Here is an 18,455-nt window from a genome sequence, read left to right as displayed (position 1 = left end):
TAAATCCCATCCAAATTCGGATATTCGCAATGAAAACTGGTAAAGAACTGAAACCCGGGACCGTGATCCGTCTCGAAAACGATCCTTGGCTGGTTCAGAAAGCTGAGTTCACCAAGTCGGGTCGTAACAGCGCGATCATGAAGACTAAGCTGAAGAACCTGCTGACCGGTTACAAGACCGAGATCGTCTACAGCGCCGACGACAAACTGGACGATGTGATCCTCGACCGCAAAGAAGCGACCCTGTCCTTCATCAGCGGCGACACCTACACGTTCATGGACACCACTGACTACACCATGTACGAGCTGAACGCCGAAGACATCGAAAGCGTTCTGCCGTTCATCGAAGAAGGCATGACCGACGTCTGCGAAGCGGTGTTCTTCGAAGAGCGCCTGGTTTCCGTAGAACTGCCGACCACCATCGTGCGTCAGGTTGACTACACCGAAGGCTCCGCTCGCGGTGACACTTCCGGCAAGGTGATGAAGCCTGCCAAACTGAAGAACGGTACCGAGCTGTCGGTTGCTGACTTCATCGAGATCGGCGACATGATCGAGATCGATACCCGCGAAGGCGGTTCCTACAAAGGCCGCGCTAAGTAAGCGAAGTCTTTTGTACGAAAAAGCCCGACCATTGAGTCGGGCTTTTTTATTTCTGCTTTCTACCTGATTCCTGTTACTTCAGGTGCTGCTTGAGCTCCTGGGATGCCTGCAACATCGCCGAACGCACCGCTGGCACCTGGCTCACCACGTTGAGCAAACCATAGTCGTGAATCATTCCGTTGTAGCGCACCGCTGTGACCGGCACGCCGGCCGCGTCCAGTTTGCGGGCGTAGGCTTCGCCTTCGTCGCGCAGCACGTCGGCTTCGGCGGTCTGTACCAGCGCCGGCGGCAGGCCCTTGAGTTGCGCGGTGGTCGCCCGCAACGGCGAGGCGTAGATCTCGTTGCGTTGCCCAGCATCGGTGGTGTAGTTGTCCCAGAACCACTTCATCATGTTCTTGCTGAGGAAGTGCCCTTCGGCGAACTGGTTGTAGGACGCCGTCTCGAAGCTCGCGTCGGTCACCGGCCACAACAGGGCCTGGAAGCGAATCGCTGGCGTACCCTTGTCCTTGGCCATCAGCGCCACGACCGCGGCCATGTTACCGCCGACGCTGTTACCCGCTACAGCCAGGCGCTTGCCATCGACGTTGATTTCCTTGCCATGCTCAGCCACCCATTTCGTCGCGGCGTAGGCCTGGTTGATAGCCACCGGGTAATGCGCCTCGGGTGACGGCGTGTAGTTGACGAACACGGCGACGGCCCCTGAGCCCGCCACCAAGTCACGGACCAGCCGTTCGTGGGTCGGGAAGTCGCCCAGTACCCAGCCGCCGCCGTGGAAGAACATGAACACGGGCAGCTCGCCCTTGACCCCGGCCGGACGAACGATCGTCAGGCTGATCGACTGGCCATCGACCTGGATGGTTTTCTCGCTGACGTCGGCCTTGGGCAGGGTCAATTTGACCCCGGCCTGGGCGCCGACCAGTACGGCGCGGGCGTCCTTGGGCGACAGTTGTTCCAGCGGCTTGCCAGTCCCGGCATTCAGCGCATCGAGAAACGCCTGGGTGTTGTGTTCGACGATGCCGTCGGCGAAGGCGCTGCTGACGCTCAGGGCGAGAAGGGTGCCGGTCAATGCTTTGCTGATCGTGTTCATGGGTATCTCCTTAAGTTGAAAAGTACGTTGCCGCGAGTAGCGTTGGAGTGAGGGCGAACCTGAGTCGCATCGACATGTTTTGCGCTAAATGTTTGCGCGCTAAGCAGGTGTGAAGAGAATGTAATGCGCAAATAATTTGCGCGCAAGATATATTTCCGGAGCAATGCTGATTGCATCACCTGAAAAGGCTTGGAGGCCTTGATCTAGAGCGGTTCAGGCGGGGTAAATTTTTTTGAAGGCGGTGTTTGAGCAGGCGGATCATGAATCCGGGAAGGTAGGTGCAGGCGCCTCCGCAAGCATGCTCGCTCTGCGGAGGGCTGGTGGTGTGCCTTTGATCAGAGACTGTCTTGCAGATGCCCGCGCAGTTCTTGCAGGTCACGTTGCAGCTTTTTCAATTGCTCCAGCGTCTGGCCACTGGCGGCGAGGATGCATTGCGGAATGTCCAAGGCCTTCTTCTGCAGGGCGCGGCCTTGTTCGGTGAGTTCGACAATGACCACGCGTTCGTCTTCGCGGCTGCGGGTGCGACTCAACAGGCCTTCGGCCTCCAGGCGTTTGAGCAGCGGCGTCAGCGAGCCTGGGTCGGTGAGCAGGCGCGTGCTGATTTCACCGACGGTCAAACCGTCTTTTTCCCACAACACCATCATCGCCAGGTATTGCGGATAAGTCAGGCCCAATGCCTGGAGCAGCGGCTTGTAGACCTTGGTCATCAACAGTGAGGTTGAATGCAGGGCGAAACAAACCTGATTATCCAGGAGCAGGGCTTCGCAAGGGTCGGGGGTATCGCGTTGGGTGCTCATGGCAAAACCTTTCATCAATGATCGTTACAAATCTAGCGGCCAAACCTTTAATGCGCCAGATAATTCTGACGTGCCGAGCAGGCGCTGCGTTTCCTCGTTGTCGCCAACTGCGTAGGATAGGCGCCCTGATTAAAGGGGGAATCGTCTGTGATCGAGGTCGTGCTGTATTTGCTGCTGGGCGCTGCGCTGGGCACCTTGGGAGGATTATTCGGCATTGGTGGCGGCTTGATCGCGATTCCGGTGTTGGGGGTATGGTTCGGCCTGGACCAGCAGATCGCCCAAGGCACGGCATTGGTGATGGTGGTCCCGAACGTGATGCTGGCGCTGTGGCGTTACCACCAACGCAATCGCATCGAATTGCGCCATGTCTTGCCGTTGGCCTCCATGGGGTTCTGCTTCGCGTGGCTCGGTTCCCTCTGGGCCGTAGGCGTTGATGCAGAAAGCATGCGGATTGGCTTCGTGGTGTTCCTGATTGTTCTGGCAGCCTACAACCTTATCCGAATGTTCGCCGCGACGGCGCCGGCTTCGGCACAGATGCGTCATGGCTGGCCATGGCTTGGTGTGCTAGGAGCAGCGTCGGGGACAATGGGCGGGCTGTTCGGCGTTGGCGGGGCCGTTGTCGCCACGCCGATTCTTACCAGCGTATTCGGTACAAGCCAAGTGGTCGCCCAGGGCTTGTCCTTGTCTCTGGCGCTGCCGAGCACGGGCGTGACGCTCGCCACCTATGCGTTTCACCATGAGGTGGACTGGTCGATCGGCCTGCCGCTGGCAGTCGGCGGGTTGATGAGCATCAGTTGGGGCGTCAAGGTCGCCCACGCCTTGCCAGAGCGATTGCTGCGTGGGCTGTTCTGCGGTTTCCTGGTGCTGTGCGCGGTGTTGCTCTTGTTTAAAGTTTGAAGCCTTCGACGATGTGCTCGGCCAGGCATTCAGTGATCGGCGACGGATTGTGCAGGTTGCGGATCAGCATGATGCTGGCTTCGGGCAGCTCCGGCAGGTTTTCGGCCTCGCCGAGGACCCGCATGTCAGGTGTCAGCAGGCTTTCCAATTGCGCGGTGATCGCCAGGCCCGCGCCGACCACCGCCATGAGCGCGGAAAGGCTCGAGCTGTTGTAAGCCACGCGATAATCGCGGCCCATGGCATCCAGCGCGTTGCAGGCCCATTGTCGACAGAAACAATCACTGTTGAACATCGCCAGCGGCAGCGGTGTTTGTTCATGGACATTGAAGCAAGCGGCTTCGGCCCAGACAAAACGCTCCTTGCGCAGCAACTGGCCAATTTCATCGCCTGGCTTGCGGGTGACGATGGACAGGTCGAGGTCCTGGCGCAGCAACAACTGCTTGGACGATTCGCAGTGCACTTCGATCTCGATCAGCGGATAGAACTGGGCGAAGCGTTGCAGGATCCCGGGCAGGAAGCGCATGACGTAATCGTCCGGCGTGCCGATGCGCACGGTACCAACCATGTGCGGTTCGCGCAGGGTATTGAACACTTCGCTGTGCAGCTTGAGGATCCGCCGGGCATAACCCAACAAGACCTGGCCTTCAGCGGTGAGCTTGACCTGGCGCCCGTCGCGCTCGAACAGGCGGCGCTGCAACACGTCTTCCTCCAGGCGCTTCATCTGCATGCTGACGGCGGACTGCGTGCGGTTGACCAGCTCACCGGCGCGGGTAAAGCCGCCCTGGTCGGCGATGGCGACGAAGGTACGCAGCACTTCCGTGTCGATGCTCGGGTAACTCGACAATTGATCAATCTCCGAGATGTATTGCATAAGAAACATTCGTTGGATTGATCTTAGCCTTGGCGCGAGACTAGAGCCATACCCAACGGAGGACATCACGATGAAAGGTCAAAAAGGTTATCTACTGATCGATAAATTCTCGTCCCACGGTTTTTCGCTCGGCGCGCTGTTGCACAAGTTTAGCCGCTGGTACGAATTGCACCACGAGCGCGAATTGCTGGCTTCGATGAGCGACGAGGCGCTCAAGGACATCGGCGTCAGCCGTGCAGATGTAGAAAAGGAAGTGGTTCGGCCATTCTGGGATGACCCGATGCACAAATGAGCCATCCTTCCCTACACAAACCGCTTAATGGTGAGGTAGGTTGCGAGCAGAGAAGGAGATCTCCATGCCCGCGACTCTGTCCTTTACCCTCAAACAGGCCCGGCGTCTGGCGTTGGCCGCCCAAGGATTCAATGGGCGGTTACCGCCAGCTTCGGTGCAAGCCTCGCACGTCAATCGCTTGATCGAACGCCTCGGCGTGCTGCAAATCGATTCAGTCAATGCACTGGTGCGCTCGCACTACCTCCCGCTGTTCTCACGCCTTGGTCCCTACCCACGCGATTTGCTCGACCAGGCCGCCTGGAGCCAGGGACGTCGCCGCACGCTATTTGAATACTGGGGTCACGAAGCGTCGCTGCTGCCGATGTCGATGTACCCGCTGATGCGCTGGCGCATGGAGCGAGCGGCCCGTGGCGAAGGGATTTATCAGCAGCTGGCGCGTTTCGGCCAGGAGCGCCAGGACGTGATTCGCCGAGTGCTGCAATCGGTTCGTGAACAAGGTGCGGTCGGCGCGGGCAGCTTGTCCACGCGCCAGGAAAAGGCCGGTCCCTGGTGGGATTGGAGCGCCGAGAAACACGCGCTGGAGTGGCTCTTTGCGGCAGGTGAAGTGACAGTGGCGGGGCGGCGTGGCTTCGAGCGGCTGTATGACTTGCCGGAGCGGGTGCTGCCGGATTCGATTTTGCAGTTGCCGCAGCCGGACGAAGCCCAGGCGCAACGCGCTTTGCTGCTGCACGCGGTGGATGCCTTGGGCATCGGCAGCGAAAAAGATTTGCGCGACTACTTCCGCCTCGGTCCGGCCGAGAGCCGTGCCCGGCTGGCCGAACTGGAAGAGACCGGTGAGCTGGTGCGTTGCCAGGTCCAGGACTGGAAGCAGCCGGCCTGGTGTCGACCGACTGCGACAATCCCTCGCAAAGTGGCATCCAGTGCGCTGCTCTCGCCGTTCGATTCGTTGGTCTGGGAGCGCAGCCGCACCGAGCGCTTGTTCGACTTCCGTTATCGCCTGGAAATCTACACGCCAGAGCACAAGCGAGTGTATGGCTATTACGTACTGCCGTTCCTGCACAACGAACGGATCGCCGCTCGGCTGGACCTGCGGGCAGAGCGGGCCTTGAGTCGCCTCGCGGTGCATGCCGTGCACGAGCAAGCGCCTGGGCTGGACGAAGAGGCCTTGCAGGCGCTGGCGCTGAATGTGCGGCGCATGGCCGATTGGTTGGGGTTGGAGAGGGTTCAGCTCAATTGCCGGCGGGACGAGGGCGTTCGATTGGCCAGCGCCTTGACGCAGGTCGGCGGCGCTTGAGCGGGCGCTATCGCGAACGTGCTCGCGATAGCGGTTTGACAGGCAATGAAGCGCCTAGCGCTTGACCTGCTTCAACGTCTCGGCGATCAAGAAGGCCAACTCCAGCGACTGGTCGGCGTTCATCCGTGGATCGCAGTGAGTGTGGTAGCGGTCCGACAGGCCGTCCTCGGTAATCGGTCGCGCGCCGCCGATGCATTCGGTGACATTCTGCCCGGTCATTTCGATATGAATGCCGCCGGCATAGGTGCCTTCGGCTTCATGGACCTGGAAGAACTGCTTCACTTCGCCAAGAATCTGCGCGAAGTCCCGGGTCTTGTAGCCGCTGCTGGCCTTGATGGTGTTGCCATGCATCGGGTCGGAGCTCCACAGCACTTGCTTGCCCTCACGCTGCACGGCGCGCAACAGCGGTGGCAGGTGCTCAGCCACCTTGTTGGCGCCCATCCGCGCGATGAGGTTCAAGCGACCGGGGTCGTTGTCCGGGTTGAGCACATCGATCAGGCGGATCAGGTCGTCAGGGTTCATGCTTGGGCCAACCTTGACCCCGATCGGGTTGTTCACCCCGCGCAGGAATTCGACGTGGGCGCCGTCCAATTGACGGGTACGGTCGCCGATCCACAACATGTGGGCCGAGCAGTCGTAATAGTCATTGGTCAGGCTGTCACGGCGCACGAAGGCCTCTTCGTAATTGAGCAGCAGCGCTTCGTGGGCGGTGAAGAAACTGGTTTCGCGCAATTGCGGCGAGCTGTCCATGCCGCAGGCGCGCATGAACGCCAGGGTTTCATCGATGCGGTCGGCCAGGTGGCTGTATTTTTCCGCCAGGGCCGAGTTGGCGATGAAGTCCAGGTTCCATTTGTGCACCTGGTGCAGATCGGCAAAACCGCCTTGGGCAAAGGCCCGCAGCAGGTTCAAGGTGGCGGTGGACTGGTGGTAGGACTGCAGCAACCGCTCCGGATCTGGAACCCGGCTTTTTTCATCGAAGCCGATGCCGTTGGCGATGTCGCCCCGGTAGGCAGGCAGTGTCACGCCATCGATCGTTTCATCGTTGGCCGAGCGCGGCTTGGCGAATTGCCCGGCCATGCGCCCGACCTTGACCACCGGGCAGCCGGCGGCAAACGTCATGACGATCGCCATTTGCAGCAACACCTTGAAGGTGTCGCGAATCTTGGCTGCCGAGAACTCGACGAAGCTTTCGGCGCAGTCGCCGCCCTGCAACAAAAAGGCCCGACCCTGGGTGACCTCGGCAAACTGGCGGCGCAACTCCCGGGCTTCACCCGCAAACACCAGCGGCGGATAGCTGGCCAGGGTCTGCTCGACCCGCAGCAAATGCGCCGCATCAGGGTATTGGGGTTGTTGCTGGATCGGCAGGGCGCGCCAGCTGTCAGGGCTCCAGGGTTGGCTCATCGTGATCTCTAGGTGGTTTACGCTCGGACGCTCATGTTATCAGCAAATTAGTGCGTGACCTGTTCCGCTTGCTTCGCCGACAATCGCGCTTTTGCCCCGTATGCGTGGGCTCAAGCCGGCCCGGCAACCACAGGAGATGAAATGACAGAGGAGCGCGTCGAGCATTTGCTCGCCGAGGTGCATGACCAGTTCGGCATGATTCGCGTGTTCGAGGTGGCCGACTACCGGTTTCTCGAATTCGGCGATGCCATCGAGCAGAGCTGCGTGTTCACGGCCGATCCGAGCTGGCTCGAATATGACTACACCCGCGCCATGCTCATCGGTGCGTTGTGTCACGAGCAGCCGGAGAGTGCGCTGTTCCTGGGCTTGGGCGCCGGTACGCTGACCCAGGCGTGTCTCAAGTTCCTGCCATTGGAAGACGTCGAGGCCATCGAGCTGCGGCCCGATGTGCCGCGCCTGGCTATCGAATACCTGGGGTTGGATGACGATCCGCGGTTGTACATCCGCGTCGGCGATGCCTTGGAGCTGCTCGAAACAGCGGAGCCGGCGGACTTGATCTTCGTCGACCTCTATACCGATGTCGGTCCCGGTGTCGGGCACCTGGCGTGGGGTTTCCTGGAAAACTGTCAAAAACGCCTCAATCCGGGCGGCTGGCTGGTGATCAACCAATGGGCCACCGACGATGGCAAGCCTCTGGGCGCGGCGCTGTTGCGCGGCCTGTACCATCGGCACTATTGGGAATTACCGGTGAAGGAGGGCAACGTGATCCTGATCGTCCCGGCGGATCTGGATCAGGAACTGGATATGGACGCACTGATATCCCGAGCCGAAGGGCTGGCGCCGCGATTGGGTTATTCATTGCATTCATTGATCAAGGCCATTCGCCCGGCGACCTGATCAGGCAAAGCAGTTCCCCTGTGGCGAGGGAGCTTGCTCCCGCTGGGTCGCGAAGCGGCCCCCTTCGATTTCAGATATCAACCCAAGCGTCTGCTTCGCAGCCGAGCGGGAGCAAGCTCCCTCGCCACAAGGGCCAAGCCGTCTGGAGATGAACCGTTTTAGCTGGCGGCCCAAGGCCTTTTGGCAGAGAGCCCCATAACGGGGTTTGCCGATAAAAAAAGCTCCCTTTTTGGGCAAATTCCGGTATAGTGCGCGCCGGCCTTTAGCCGGGCCGCGTCAAGGTAGCGCAATTCTCCGAAGTCAGCTTCGGTTGCATGTCCGCACAACGGATGCTTCCAAGACGTTCTTTATTCATTCATTCGTTTTCGCAAATCCCCGCCGACAAAGCAGCCAGGGCGACTCTTGAGTCTCAACACGGCATGCGCAGCTTTGGAGCATGGGTCTTTGCGGATGCACTTAGAGGCAGACCCATGACCCAGGAAACCGGCGGCTTCGCCGCTTTTAATCTCAACCCGAACATTCTGGCAGCCGTCATTGCGACCGGCTACGAAGAACCTTCGGCGATTCAGCAGCAATCGATCCCGATCATCATGGCCGGCCATGACATGATTGGCCAGGCGCAAACCGGTACAGGTAAAACCGCTGCGTTCGCCCTGCCGATCCTGCATCGCATCGATCCTGCCAAGCGCGAGCCGCAAGCCCTGATCCTGGCGCCAACCCGTGAGTTGGCGCTGCAAGTAGCCACCGCTTTCGAAACCTACTCCAAGCAAATGCCTGGCGTTACCGTTGTGGCCGTTTACGGCGGCGCCCCGATGGGCCCACAACTGAAAGCCATCCGTAATGGCGCGCAGATCGTTGTCGCCACCCCGGGTCGTCTGTGCGACCACCTGCGTCGTGACGAGAAAGTCCTGGCTACCGTGAACCACCTGGTTCTCGACGAAGCCGACGAAATGCTCAAGCTGGGCTTCATGGATGACCTGGAAGTCATCTTCAAGGCCCTGCCGGCAACTCGCCAGACGGTATTGTTCTCGGCCACCCTGCCGCAATCGATCCGTGCCATTGCCGAGCGCCACCTGCGCGATCCGCAACACGTGAAGATCCAGACCAAGACCCAGACCGTCACCGCGATCGAACAGGCTCACCTGCTGGTTCACGCTGACCAGAAGACTTCCGCCGTTCTCAGCTTGCTGGAAGTGGAAGACTTCGACGCCCTGATCATGTTCGTGCGCACCAAGCAAGCGACCCTGGACCTGGCCAGCGCCTTGGAAGCCAAAGGCTACAAAGCCGCTGCGCTGAACGGCGACATTGCCCAGAACCAGCGTGAGCGCGTGATCGACTCCCTCAAGGATGGCCGTCTGGACATCGTTGTGGCGACCGACGTTGCTGCCCGTGGCCTGGACGTTCCGCGCATCACCCACGTGTTCAACGTGGACATGCCGTACGATCCGGAATCCTACGTGCACCGTATCGGCCGTACTGGCCGTGCTGGTCGCGAAGGCCGTGCGCTGCTGCTGGTCACCCCGCGTGAACGCCGCATGTTGCAAGTGATCGAGCGTGTCACCGGGCAGAAGGTGGCTGAAGTTCGCCTGCCGGACGCCCAGGCCGTTCTCGATGCCCGCATCAAGAAGCTGACCAACAGCCTGTCGCCGCTGGTGGCTGACGCCGAGTCGACCCACGGTGATCTGCTCGATCGCCTGACCGCCGACATCGGTTGCACCCCACGTGCCCTGGCCGCTGCCCTGCTGCGCAAGGCTACCAATGGTCAGGCGCTGACCCTGGCCGCGATCGAGAAGGAACGTCCGCTGGTGCCGAACAACGCACCGCGTGGCGATCGTCCAGAGCGTACCGGTGATCGTCCGGACCGTGGTGATCGCGAGCGTCGCGCGCCGATCCCGCTGGCCGAAGGTCGTGCTCGCTGCCGTACCGCGCTGGGTGCTCGTGACGGCATTGCCGCCAAGAACCTGCTGGGCGCCATTCTCAACGAAGGCGGCCTGGCCCGCGAAGCCATCGGTCGCATCCAGGTGCGTGACAGCTTCAGCCTGGTGGAATTGCCGGAAGATGGCCTGGAGAAGTTGCTGACCAAGCTCAAGGACACTCGTGTCGCCGGCAAGCAGCTCAAGCTGCGCCGTTACCGCGAGGATTGATCAGCCTGCGGGTTGATTGATCGAGCATAAAAATCCCCGACTGGTTCGGGGATTTTTTTGCCTGTCGTTTGGTGTTTCTTCAGGGCTATTGGTCAATCGAACCGATAAATGTCCATCCCCAGCGCTCCCATCGTGAATCCCTCATGGGCGACGTCGAACTTTCCACCGGCCCCTCGGGCAAAATACAGCGGCAGCAAGTGTTCGTCGCTGGGGTGGCTGCGTACGGCGTGGGGGGCTTGGCGACGGTAGTCGTGCAGCACCGGCTCGTCGTCGACCGTCAGTTGTCCGACCACCCAATCGCGGAAGGCCTTGGCCCACGGCTCGACGCTGTCAGAACCGGCGTTCCAGTCCAGGTCGCGCAGGTTATGCGTGATGCTACCGGAGCCGATCAGCAGGATGCCCTGCGCCCTTAGGCTTGCCAGGGCCCGGCCAACCTGCGTTTGTAACATCGGGCCCTGGCGGCTGGGCAGGGAAATCTGTATCACCGGAATATCTGCCGCGGGGTACATCAAGGAGAGCGGCACCCAGACGCCGTGATCGAATGGCCGCGCCGAGTCGAGACGCGCCGGCAAGTGCGCTGTAACAAGCAGGCCGGCCACGCGTGCAGCCAGTTCCGGGTCTCCGGGCGCAGGATATTGCACCGCGTACAAGGCTGGCGCAAACCCACCGAAATCATGCCAGGTGCGCGGCTGTGGGTTGGCGTTGACCCGCAGTTCATCGCTCTCCCAATGCGCCGAGACAATCACAATGGCTTTGGGCCTGGGCAGTTGCGCGGCCAGGCGAGCCAATGCCGGGCCGCTTTCACCGGGTTCCAGAGCAAGCATGGGTGAGCCATGGGAGATAAACAGGCTGGGCAGCATGGGCGTGCTCCTGAGCGTTAAGATATGCCATCTTCTGTCAGGTCGATGATCCAGATCTAATATAAGTTTTAACCTGTTTTGATCGATATTTTGGAGCGAATACCATGGAGCCGGAGTTTTGGCACAAGCGTTGGTCAGCGAACCAGATCGGTTTTCACCTGCCGCAAGTAAACCCTTATTTGCAGCGCTTCTGGCCGCAACTGGGATTGCCCTTGGGAACTCGGGTGCTGGTGCCTCTGTGCGGCAAGACCTTGGATTTGCCGTGGTTGGTGCAGCAAGGGTGCTCGGTGCTGGGCGTGGAGCTTTCGGAGAAAGCCGTCTGCGATTTTTTCCTCGAGCAGCAGCTTGAGCCGAGCGTGACGGAAGAGGGCGCGTTCAAGGTGTTTCGAGCCGCAGACATTGAAATTCGCTGTGGGGATTTTTTTGCGCTGACGTCGGCGGATGTGGCGGATTGCGCGACGCTGTATGACCGCGCTGCGTTGATCGCCTTGCCCGCGCCAATGCGCGAGCGGTACGTGGCCCATCTGCAGAGCATTTTGCCGGACTGCGTCGGGCTGTTGATTACGCTTGATTACAACCAGGACGAAATGCCTGGACCGCCGTTTTCCGTTGGGCATGACGAGGTACAGCGGTTGCTGGGTGCAGCCTGGCAATTGGAGATCTTGCAGGAACAGGATGTGCTGGGAGAAAGCTGGAAGTTCTTGCAGGCGGGGGTGAAACGTCTGGAGGAGCGGGTATATCTCATATCCCGTCGCTGATGAGGATCTTTGCTCGCAACGCCTGACCAGCAGCAAAAAAAAGCCCGCATCGCTGCGGGCTTTCGTTTGAGGCTCTGGCTATCAGCCGCGGCGACGCAGCGCGTCGATACGCTCTTCCAGCGGCGGGTGGCTCATGAACATGCGAGCCAGGCCCTGCTTGATGCCACCGTTGATACCAAAGGCATTCAGGGTGTCGGGCATGTGCACCGGCAGACCTTGCTCGGCGCGCAGGCGCTGCAGGGCGCCAATCATGGCGCTGGTGCCGGCCAGGCGTGCTCCGGCGTCGTCGGCGCGGAATTCGCGTTTGCGCGAGAACCACATGACGATGGCGCTGGCGAGGATGCCCAGGACCAGCTCGGCGAAAATGGTCGCCACGTAATAGGCGATACCCTGGCCTTCTTCGTTCTTGAAGATCACTTTGTCGACGAAGTTGCCGATGATGCGGGCGAAGAACATCACGAAGGTGTTTACCACGCCCTGGATCAGCGCCAGGGTCACCATGTCGCCGTTGGCAACGTGGCCGATCTCGTGGGCCAGCACGGCCTTGACTTCATCGGGCGAGAATCGCTCAAGCAAGCCCTGGCTGACGGCGACCAGTGCGTCGTTCTTGTTCCAGCCGGTGGCGAAGGCGTTGGCCTCGTAGGCTGGGAAAATCCCGACTTCCGGCATCTTGATCCCGGCTTCGCGCGACAGCTGCTCGACGGTTTGCAGCAGCCATTGTTCGTGGCGAGTGCGCGGCTGGCTGATGATCTGGGTGCTGGTGCTCATCTTCGCCATCCACTTGGAGATGAACAGCGAGAACAGGGAACCGGCGAAACCGAACACCGCACAGAAGATCAGCAGCTGATTGAGGTTGAGATCAACCCCGTTGGCCGCCATGAACCCGTTGAAGCCGAAAAGGCTCAGGGTGATGCTGGCAATCAGCACGACCGCCAGGTTAGTGGCCAAGAACAGCAGGATGCGCATCATGGTGGTGGAAATCTCCTCATGCTAAAGATGTAGCGTTATGCGGGGTATATAAGGTGCTGCCTCAGGCTATTCAACTCGCCTACTATTTCAAACTGTGTCCTACAGGCGTCCTAAATGCTTGAAAGACTTTTCCGAAAGTGATTACGGAAAAGGAATGCGGCGCCGCTGCCCTGTGAACGTTGGCCCTGGCCGACCATCCGTTCTGCATCTCTGAGTGTAGAAGGGCTGCCGAAGCCAGCGGAACGGATATGTTGCTGAATCAAACAGCGTGCGAGCGAGGCCGCTCGCACGCGCTCCGGGTCACTGGCGGTAGGACTTGAGGAAGTTGCCGATGCGGCCAATGGCCTGGTCCAGGTCATCGACCCGCGGCAGGGTCACCACGCGGAAATGATCCGGCCATGGCCAATTGAACGCCGTACCCTGGACGACCAGCAGCTTCTCGGACAGCAGCAGGTCGAGGACAAACTTTTCATCGTTATGGATCGGGCAGACCTTCGGGTCGATCCGTGGGAACGCATACAAGGCGCCCATCGGCTTGACGCAGCTGACGCCAGGAATGTTGTTGAGCAGTTCCCAGGTGCGATTGCGCTGTTCCAGCAACCGGCCCTGGGGCAGGACCAGGTCGTTGATGCTCTGGTAGCCACCCAGCGCCGTCTGGATCGCGTGCTGGCTCGGCACGTTGGCGCACAAGCGCATGTTGGCCAGCATGTCGATGCCTTCGATGTAGCTCTGGGCGTGATGCTTGGGACCGGAGATGGCGATCCAGCCGGAGCGGAAGCCGGCGACGCGATAGGACTTGGACAAGCCGTTGAAGGTCAGGCATAGCAGGTCCGGCGCCAGGGAGGCGGTGCACACGTGCACGGCGTCGTCGTAGAGGATCTTGTCGTAGATCTCGTCGGAAAACACCACCAGGTTGTGCTGGCGGGCCAGCTCCAGCATGCCCAGCAGCACCTCTCGAGAATACACGGCGCCGGTCGGGTTGTTCGGGTTGATGATCACCAGCGCCTTGGTGTTTGGCGTGATCTTGGCCTTGATGTCCGCCAGGTCAGGGAACCAGTTCGCCTGCTCGTCGCACAGGTAATGCACCGGGTTACCGCCGGACAGGCTCACGGCGGCGGTCCACAACGGGTAGTCGGGGGCTGGCACCAGCACTTCGTCGCCGTTGTTGAGCAGGGCCTGCATGGACATGACGATCAGCTCGGACACGCCGTTGCCCAGGTAGATATCCTCGATGCCGATGCCTTCGACCTGCTTTTGCTGGTAGTACTGCATCACCGCCTTGCGCGCGCTGAACAAGCCCTTGGAATCGCTGTAGCCCTGGGCGGTCGGCAGGTTGCGGATGACGTCCTGGAGGATCTCATCGGGCGCTTCGAAACCAAAGGGCGCCGGGTTGCCGATGTTCAGCTTGAGGATGCGGTGGCCTTCCTCTTCCAGGCGCTTGGCGTGCTTGAGCACCGGGCCGCGAATGTCGTAGCAGACGTTGGCGAGCTTGTTCGATTTGCTGACCTGCATGGCGATGTGTTCCCGAAAATGAACGATCCAGGCGGCGTATGAACTACCGTACTGGGGATCCTGCGTCTGTGCCCAGGCCTGACGCGATAGATGCGCCACAATCCGTTTGAATGCGCATGGCGTGACTGCCAGACTGGCATCTGACGAGGCGCAATCATACGTGCCGCCCGATCTGCGGAAAAGCGTCGGATCGGGCTTTTTCAATTGCCGAGGTAGGACGATGGAAAAGTTGCAGAAAACCCTTGAGGAATGGCGTGCGATGCTCGATCCGGAGCAGTACAACGTCTGCCGGTTGAAAGGCACCGAGCGGCCGTTCTCCGGTAAATACAACGCGACCAAGACCGACGGTGTGTACCACTGCATTTGCTGCAACGAACCGCTGTTCGATTCCCAGACCAAATTCGATTCCGGCTGCGGGTGGCCGAGCTTTTACGCGCCGCTCGAAGGCAGCGCGGTGGTAGAGGTGCGCGATGTCAGCCACGGCATGATCCGCACCGAAGTGGTCTGCGCCAAATGCGATGCGCACCTGGGCCACGTCTTTCCGGACGGTCCGCCGCCTACCGGCCTGCGGTATTGCATCAACTCGGTGTGCCTGGATCTCGTGCCACGCGAATAAGAATGGCTCAGTCCTTCGCCAGAAGGGCATTAGCAGAGGTTGGAGCAATTAAATTGCACACAATTTAATTGCTCGCTATCTTCCTGATTCCCACTTCTTTCTGGAGCCACCCCATGACCGACAACCTGTTGAGCATCCCTTGCACGACCATCCAGGGCGAACAAAAGACCCTCGCCGATTTCGCCGGCAAGGCGGTACTGGTGGTCAATACCGCCAGCCAGTGCGGCTTCACCCCGCAGTACAAGGGCCTTGAGACGTTGTGGCAGTCCTACAAGGACCAAGGGCTGGTGGTGCTGGGCTTTCCCTGCAACCAATTCGGCAAGCAGGAACCGGGTAACGAGGGGGCGATTTCCGAATTTTGCGAGCTCAACTTCGGCGTGAGTTTCCCCTTGTTCAAGAAGGTCGAAGTCAACGGTGCCAACGCTCATCCGCTGTTCGTCCAGCTCAAGCAGCGGGCGCCGGGTCTGCTGGGGTCCAAGGGCATCAAGTGGAATTTCACCAAGTTCCTGATTGGCAAGGACGGTCAGGTGGTCAAGCGCTTTGCCCCGACCACCAAGCCTCAGGATCTCACCGCTGAGATCGAAACCCTGCTCAAATGAACCCGCTGCCAGTCGATTCGCTGAAGCTCGACAGCCAGTTGTGCTTCAAGCTGTACGCCGCATCGCGGGCAGTGATTCGAAGCTACAAGCCGATGCTTGACCAACTCGGCCTGACCTACCCCCAATACCTGGTGATGCTGGTGCTGTGGGAATGGCAGGACAACCCGCCGGAGCAACCGACGGTGAAGGCGTTGGGGGAACGTTTGCTGCTCGATTCCGGCACGCTGACGCCGCTGCTCAAGCGTTTGGAACAGCTGAAGCTGGTCCAGCGCCAGCGCTCGGCCCGTGATGAACGGGAGATGCATCTGAGCCTGGCCCAGAGTGCAAAGGCCCTGCGCGAGCAGGTCGGTCCGCTCAAGGCCCGTTTGCTGTGCGATAGCGGGATCGACCTGGCTCGAGTGGGTGAGCTGCGCGACGGCCTGGACCATCTGCTGGCGCAGATCAAAGTGCTGACGTAGTGGGCACCCACTGATCCAGCAGTGCCGCCAACTCTTCGCGACGGAACGGCTTGGACAAATAATCGCTCATGCCTGCGGCCCGGCAGCGTTCGCGCTCTTCAGGCATCGCATTGGCGGTCAGGGCGACAATCGGCAGGTTCGGCCAGCGCCCGCTGCGGCGAATCTGCCGGCTGGCTTCGTAGCCGTCCATGACCGGCATGTTGCAATCCATTAGCACCAGGTCGAAATCCTGCTGTTCGAGCTGGTCCAGGCCTTCGGCGCCGTGGGCCGCGACGACCACTTCGCACCCCAGCTTCACCAGCATGCCCTTTGCCACCAGCTGGTTGACGGGGTTGTCTTCCACCAAAAGCACCCGTCCACGCCGGGAGGGGGTCTGCGCCTCGATTTGTGCGTCATCGATCGTGGTCGCCTCGCTTTGCAGGGAGCGGCGCAGGATCTGATAAAGCGCATGGCGCGCCAAAGGCCGGGCCTGCTGCAGCAAGGGGGCGAGGGCGGTTGCTTCTTCGCTGGGCATGAAGCTGCCGTAGGCGGTAACCAGCAGGATAGGGGCGTCGAAGGTGGGCCGCAAGTTGAACAGGCATTCCGGACAGTCGGTGATCAGGATGTCCGGATTGAGGCCGAGCAGCCCGTCATCCACCGTGCGTTGTACATAATCCAAGCCCCAGCCGGGCAACAGCATGCCCAACAATTCGGCCAAGCCGCTGCTGGCGGTAGTAATCGCGACGACGTTGCCACGCAAGGATTCGACGGGAGGCGCAGGGGTGTGGCAGGGCAGCGGCAGCTCGGCGCAGAACTGGCTGCCGAAGCCTGCCTCGGAACTGATCGTCAACCGGCCCTGCATGGCTTCGCAGAGATTGTAGGTCAGTGCCAGTCCCAGCCCGGTGCCGCCAAATTGACGGGTAATGCCGGCTCCGGCCTGGGTGAACGGCTGCAGGATGCGAGCCTGGGCTTCCTGTGGAATGCCGATACCCGTGTCGCAGATCTCAATTCGCACGCCACCGTCGTAATGGCTCAAGCGCACATCTACCCGGCCGAACCGAGTGAACTTCAACGCGTTGGACAGCAGGTTGCTGACGATCTGGCGAACGCGGGTCGGGTCACCTAATACTTGCGCGGGGAACTGCGGTTCGATCAGGCACGCCAGCTCGACGCTCGGGGCGGCATTCTGGGAAAGCAGGTTGGCCGTGTCTTCGACCAGGGCGCCCAGGTCGAACGGGATGCGCTCGAGCTCCAATTGGCCTGCGTCGAATTTGGACAGGTCGAGGATGTCGTTGAGCAATTCCACCAGGACCTTGCCCGAGTCATGGGCAATCGACAGCTGTTGCTGTTGTTCGGCCGTAAGCGGGCCGTCCAGGGACAGGGCAATCATTCCCAGCAGGCCGTTGAGCGGCGTGCGGATCTCGTGGCTCATGTTGGCCAGGAACGCCGAGCGCGCGTCGGCCATGTCCAGGGCGGTACGCCGGGCAACCTCCAGTTCCTCGTTGGACTGGCTGAGGCGGGCATTGATGGCCTTGAGTTCGGCGGTGCGCGCCGAAACAATGGTTTCCAGTTGCGCCAGGTAGTCGGTGAGGCGGTTTTCAGCCGTGCGCCGCTGCTGGATTTCGGTGGAGATGTTTTCGAACTGCTGGTTGGCGACTGACACCAGTACGCCGATCTCGTCGTACTGGTGGCCGGAAGGACACTCCAGCGGAGTCTGTTCGCTGCTGCTGGGGTCTCGGCTGCTCAGCTCGCGGATGACCCGCACCAGCGGCTTGGTCAGCATGACGTAGAACAGGGCCAGCAACAGCCCGGTCAGGATCAGGCTGCGGGCGAAACCATTGAGCAAGGTGATTTCGGCCCGGCGCAGGAAGCGACTGCCGAACGAATAGGTGTCGACGTCAAGTCGCAACACACCCAGGGACTCGCCGGGCAGATGACTCAAGTACAGCCGGTCCTCGAACTGGCGTTGGGCGCCGAACAGAAAGTCGCTGATGAACCGGTAGCTGCTTTGCAATTCGGGGCGTTTGACGCTTGCCAGTACGGTGTTGGTGTTATCGATCAGTTCGGCGCCGATGATGGCCGGCGAGCGCAACAGGCCCAGGGCCAGCTCCTGGGCGAGTTCGGCATCGATGTTATAGGCGATGCGCGAGGCCGGGTTGTGGCTGATTTCCAGCAACGAAAGGATTTCCCGGTTGATCGACGCGTCTTCGCTGGCATAATCGATGCCGATCTGCACCAGGCTCAGCAAGGTGCCCAGCACGAAACCCACCAGGACGGTCAGTCGGGCCTGCTTGTACGACAGCCGTTGGGTGAACCTGATGTCCATTGAATGGTGAACCACTTACGTTTCCCTTCGCCGGTCAAGCATAGCTGATCATCTCTGAATGTCGGTGTCGCGGGTGTGTAGTGTTTGAACAGACCCGCC

Annotated in this window: 18 protein-coding genes; 10 read left to right on the top strand and 8 right to left on the bottom strand. The window is 60.5% G+C overall.

The genetic code is table 11. The features are described from left to right. The first annotated feature begins 29 nt into the window (after positions 1-29). On the top strand, positions 30-599 hold the full coding sequence (locus J3P95_RS17085) for an elongation factor P (protein ID WP_003199385.1): 570 nt from the start codon (positions 30-32) through the stop codon (positions 597-599). 73 nt (positions 600-672) lie between these two features. Here the strand turns inward: J3P95_RS17085 and J3P95_RS17080 are convergent, their stop codons facing one another. Both J3P95_RS17080 and J3P95_RS17075 read right to left on the bottom strand, forming a co-directional pair. Further along, complete coding sequence (locus tag J3P95_RS17080; RefSeq protein WP_434580378.1) at positions 673-1,686, bottom strand: alpha/beta hydrolase; 1,014 nt, start codon at positions 1,684-1,686, stop codon at positions 673-675. A gap of 335 nt (positions 1,687-2,021) precedes the next feature. Further along, complete coding sequence (locus tag J3P95_RS17075; RefSeq protein ID WP_434557928.1) at positions 2,022-2,483, bottom strand: MarR family winged helix-turn-helix transcriptional regulator; 462 nt, start codon at positions 2,481-2,483, stop codon at positions 2,022-2,024. A 147-nt stretch (positions 2,484-2,630) separates the two neighbouring features. Here J3P95_RS17075 and J3P95_RS17070 point away from each other — a divergent pair, with 147 nt between their 5' ends. Further along, a complete protein-coding gene (locus J3P95_RS17070; protein WP_434557927.1) occupies positions 2,631-3,380 on the top strand; it encodes a sulfite exporter TauE/SafE family protein in 750 nt (249 codons plus the stop codon). Here the strand turns inward: J3P95_RS17070 and J3P95_RS17065 are convergent. Continuing rightward, entirely contained in the window at positions 3,370-4,224 is an 855-nt protein-coding gene (locus J3P95_RS17065; RefSeq protein ID WP_030141879.1) for a LysR substrate-binding domain-containing protein, read from the bottom strand. The two genes, J3P95_RS17070 and J3P95_RS17065, sit on opposite strands and share 11 nt — an antisense overlap. A 97-nt stretch (positions 4,225-4,321) precedes the next feature. On the opposite strand from J3P95_RS17065, the gene J3P95_RS17060 reads away from it, so the two are divergent. Together J3P95_RS17060 and J3P95_RS17055 are read left to right on the top strand one after the other, a co-directional pair. Beyond that, positions 4,322-4,543 carry a DUF1127 domain-containing protein gene (locus J3P95_RS17060; protein WP_434557926.1) on the top strand — a complete coding sequence of 74 codons (222 nt, stop codon included), beginning with the start codon at positions 4,322-4,324 and terminating at the stop codon, positions 4,541-4,543. A gap of 64 nt (positions 4,544-4,607) precedes the next feature. Next, the gene (locus J3P95_RS17055) at positions 4,608-5,837 is read left to right on the top strand and encodes a winged helix-turn-helix domain-containing protein (protein ID WP_434580380.1); all 1,230 of its coding nucleotides are present in this window, start codon (positions 4,608-4,610) and stop codon (positions 5,835-5,837) included. A gap of 54 nt (positions 5,838-5,891) precedes the next feature. Here J3P95_RS17055 and J3P95_RS17050 read toward each other — a convergent pair whose 3' ends face one another. Next, positions 5,892-7,238 (bottom strand): class II 3-deoxy-7-phosphoheptulonate synthase, encoded by a 1,347-nt coding sequence (locus J3P95_RS17050; protein WP_434580382.1) that lies wholly within the window; start codon positions 7,236-7,238, stop codon positions 5,892-5,894. A gap of 141 nt (positions 7,239-7,379) precedes the next feature. Here J3P95_RS17050 and J3P95_RS17045 point away from each other — a divergent pair, with 141 nt between their 5' ends. Further along, a complete protein-coding gene (locus J3P95_RS17045) occupies positions 7,380-8,135 on the top strand; it encodes a spermidine synthase (RefSeq protein WP_434557923.1) in 756 nt (251 codons plus the stop codon). A gap of 470 nt (positions 8,136-8,605) precedes the next feature. Next, positions 8,606-10,279, top strand: coding sequence for a DEAD/DEAH box helicase (locus J3P95_RS17040; protein WP_434580385.1), 1,674 nt, complete (start codon positions 8,606-8,608; stop codon positions 10,277-10,279). A 92-nt stretch (positions 10,280-10,371) separates the two neighbouring features. Here the strand turns inward: J3P95_RS17040 and J3P95_RS17035 are convergent, their stop codons facing one another. Next, positions 10,372-11,139, bottom strand: coding sequence for a DODA-type extradiol aromatic ring-opening family dioxygenase (locus tag J3P95_RS17035; protein ID WP_434580387.1), 768 nt, complete (start codon positions 11,137-11,139; stop codon positions 10,372-10,374). Positions 11,140-11,243: 104 nt separating this feature from the next. Between J3P95_RS17035 and J3P95_RS17030 the strand changes: the two genes are divergently transcribed. Then, positions 11,244-11,897: a thiopurine S-methyltransferase gene (locus tag J3P95_RS17030; protein ID WP_434580389.1), complete on the top strand. Its 654-nt coding sequence runs from the start codon at positions 11,244-11,246 to the stop codon at positions 11,895-11,897. Between the two features lie 81 nt (positions 11,898-11,978). Here the strand turns inward: J3P95_RS17030 and htpX are convergent, their stop codons facing one another. Continuing rightward, positions 11,979-12,866 (bottom strand): protease HtpX, encoded by an 888-nt coding sequence (gene htpX, locus J3P95_RS17025; RefSeq protein ID WP_003199411.1) that lies wholly within the window; start codon positions 12,864-12,866, stop codon positions 11,979-11,981. Between the two features lie 300 nt (positions 12,867-13,166). After that, positions 13,167-14,378 (bottom strand): pyridoxal phosphate-dependent aminotransferase, encoded by a 1,212-nt coding sequence (locus J3P95_RS17020; protein WP_434557919.1) that lies wholly within the window; start codon positions 14,376-14,378, stop codon positions 13,167-13,169. Between the two features lie 220 nt (positions 14,379-14,598). On the opposite strand from J3P95_RS17020, the gene msrB reads away from it, so the two are divergent. From msrB to J3P95_RS17005, 3 genes are all read left to right on the top strand, one after another. Then, positions 14,599-14,994 carry a peptide-methionine (R)-S-oxide reductase MsrB gene (gene msrB / locus J3P95_RS17015; RefSeq protein WP_434557918.1) on the top strand — a complete coding sequence of 132 codons (396 nt, stop codon included), beginning with the start codon at positions 14,599-14,601 and terminating at the stop codon, positions 14,992-14,994. Positions 14,995-15,107: 113 nt separating this feature from the next. Beyond that, positions 15,108-15,593: a glutathione peroxidase gene (locus J3P95_RS17010; protein ID WP_434557917.1), complete on the top strand. Its 486-nt coding sequence runs from the start codon at positions 15,108-15,110 to the stop codon at positions 15,591-15,593. Continuing rightward, positions 15,590-16,051, top strand: a complete 462-nt coding sequence (locus tag J3P95_RS17005) for a MarR family winged helix-turn-helix transcriptional regulator (RefSeq protein ID WP_434557916.1) — start codon at positions 15,590-15,592, stop codon at positions 16,049-16,051. Before J3P95_RS17010 ends, J3P95_RS17005 begins: the two co-directional genes overlap by 4 nt. Here J3P95_RS17005 and J3P95_RS17000 read toward each other — a convergent pair. Next, positions 16,035-18,356, bottom strand: a complete 2,322-nt coding sequence (locus J3P95_RS17000) for a response regulator (protein WP_434580392.1) — start codon at positions 18,354-18,356, stop codon at positions 16,035-16,037. The genes J3P95_RS17005 and J3P95_RS17000 overlap by 17 nt on opposite strands. Between the last annotated feature and the right edge of the window lie 99 nt (positions 18,357-18,455).

The sequence above is a fragment of the Pseudomonas sp. Z5-35 genome (genome assembly GCF_051131945.1).
Classification (GTDB): Bacteria; Pseudomonadota; Gammaproteobacteria; order Pseudomonadales; family Pseudomonadaceae; genus Aquipseudomonas; species Aquipseudomonas marvdashtae.
This window is presented reverse-complemented; position numbering and strand designations above follow the sequence as displayed.

Bases quoted from the DNA above. Each gene is read 5' to 3' on its own strand.
- J3P95_RS17085 (WP_003199385.1), top strand. From the start codon at position 30: ATGAAAACTGGTAAAGAACTGAAACCCGGGACCGTGATCCGTCTCGAA.
- J3P95_RS17080 (WP_434580378.1), bottom strand. From the start codon at position 1,686: ATGAACACGATCAGCAAAGCATTGACCGGCACCCTTCTCGCCCTGAGC.
- J3P95_RS17075 (WP_434557928.1), bottom strand. From the start codon at position 2,483: ATGAGCACCCAACGCGATACCCCCGACCCTTGCGAAGCCCTGCTCCTG.
- J3P95_RS17060 (WP_434557926.1), top strand. From the start codon at position 4,322: ATGAAAGGTCAAAAAGGTTATCTACTGATCGATAAATTCTCGTCCCAC.
- J3P95_RS17055 (WP_434580380.1), top strand. From the start codon at position 4,608: ATGCCCGCGACTCTGTCCTTTACCCTCAAACAGGCCCGGCGTCTGGCG.
- J3P95_RS17050 (WP_434580382.1), bottom strand. From the start codon at position 7,238: ATGAGCCAACCCTGGAGCCCTGACAGCTGGCGCGCCCTGCCGATCCAG.
- J3P95_RS17045 (WP_434557923.1), top strand. From the start codon at position 7,380: ATGACAGAGGAGCGCGTCGAGCATTTGCTCGCCGAGGTGCATGACCAG.
- J3P95_RS17040 (WP_434580385.1), top strand. From the start codon at position 8,606: ATGACCCAGGAAACCGGCGGCTTCGCCGCTTTTAATCTCAACCCGAAC.
- J3P95_RS17035 (WP_434580387.1), bottom strand. From the start codon at position 11,139: ATGCTGCCCAGCCTGTTTATCTCCCATGGCTCACCCATGCTTGCTCTG.
- J3P95_RS17030 (WP_434580389.1), top strand. From the start codon at position 11,244: ATGGAGCCGGAGTTTTGGCACAAGCGTTGGTCAGCGAACCAGATCGGT.
- htpX (WP_003199411.1), bottom strand. From the start codon at position 12,866: ATGATGCGCATCCTGCTGTTCTTGGCCACTAACCTGGCGGTCGTGCTG.
- J3P95_RS17020 (WP_434557919.1), bottom strand. From the start codon at position 14,378: ATGCAGGTCAGCAAATCGAACAAGCTCGCCAACGTCTGCTACGACATT.
- msrB (WP_434557918.1), top strand. From the start codon at position 14,599: ATGGAAAAGTTGCAGAAAACCCTTGAGGAATGGCGTGCGATGCTCGAT.
- J3P95_RS17010 (WP_434557917.1), top strand. From the start codon at position 15,108: ATGACCGACAACCTGTTGAGCATCCCTTGCACGACCATCCAGGGCGAA.
- J3P95_RS17005 (WP_434557916.1), top strand. From the start codon at position 15,590: ATGAACCCGCTGCCAGTCGATTCGCTGAAGCTCGACAGCCAGTTGTGC.
- J3P95_RS17000 (WP_434580392.1), bottom strand. From the start codon at position 18,356: ATGGACATCAGGTTCACCCAACGGCTGTCGTACAAGCAGGCCCGACTG.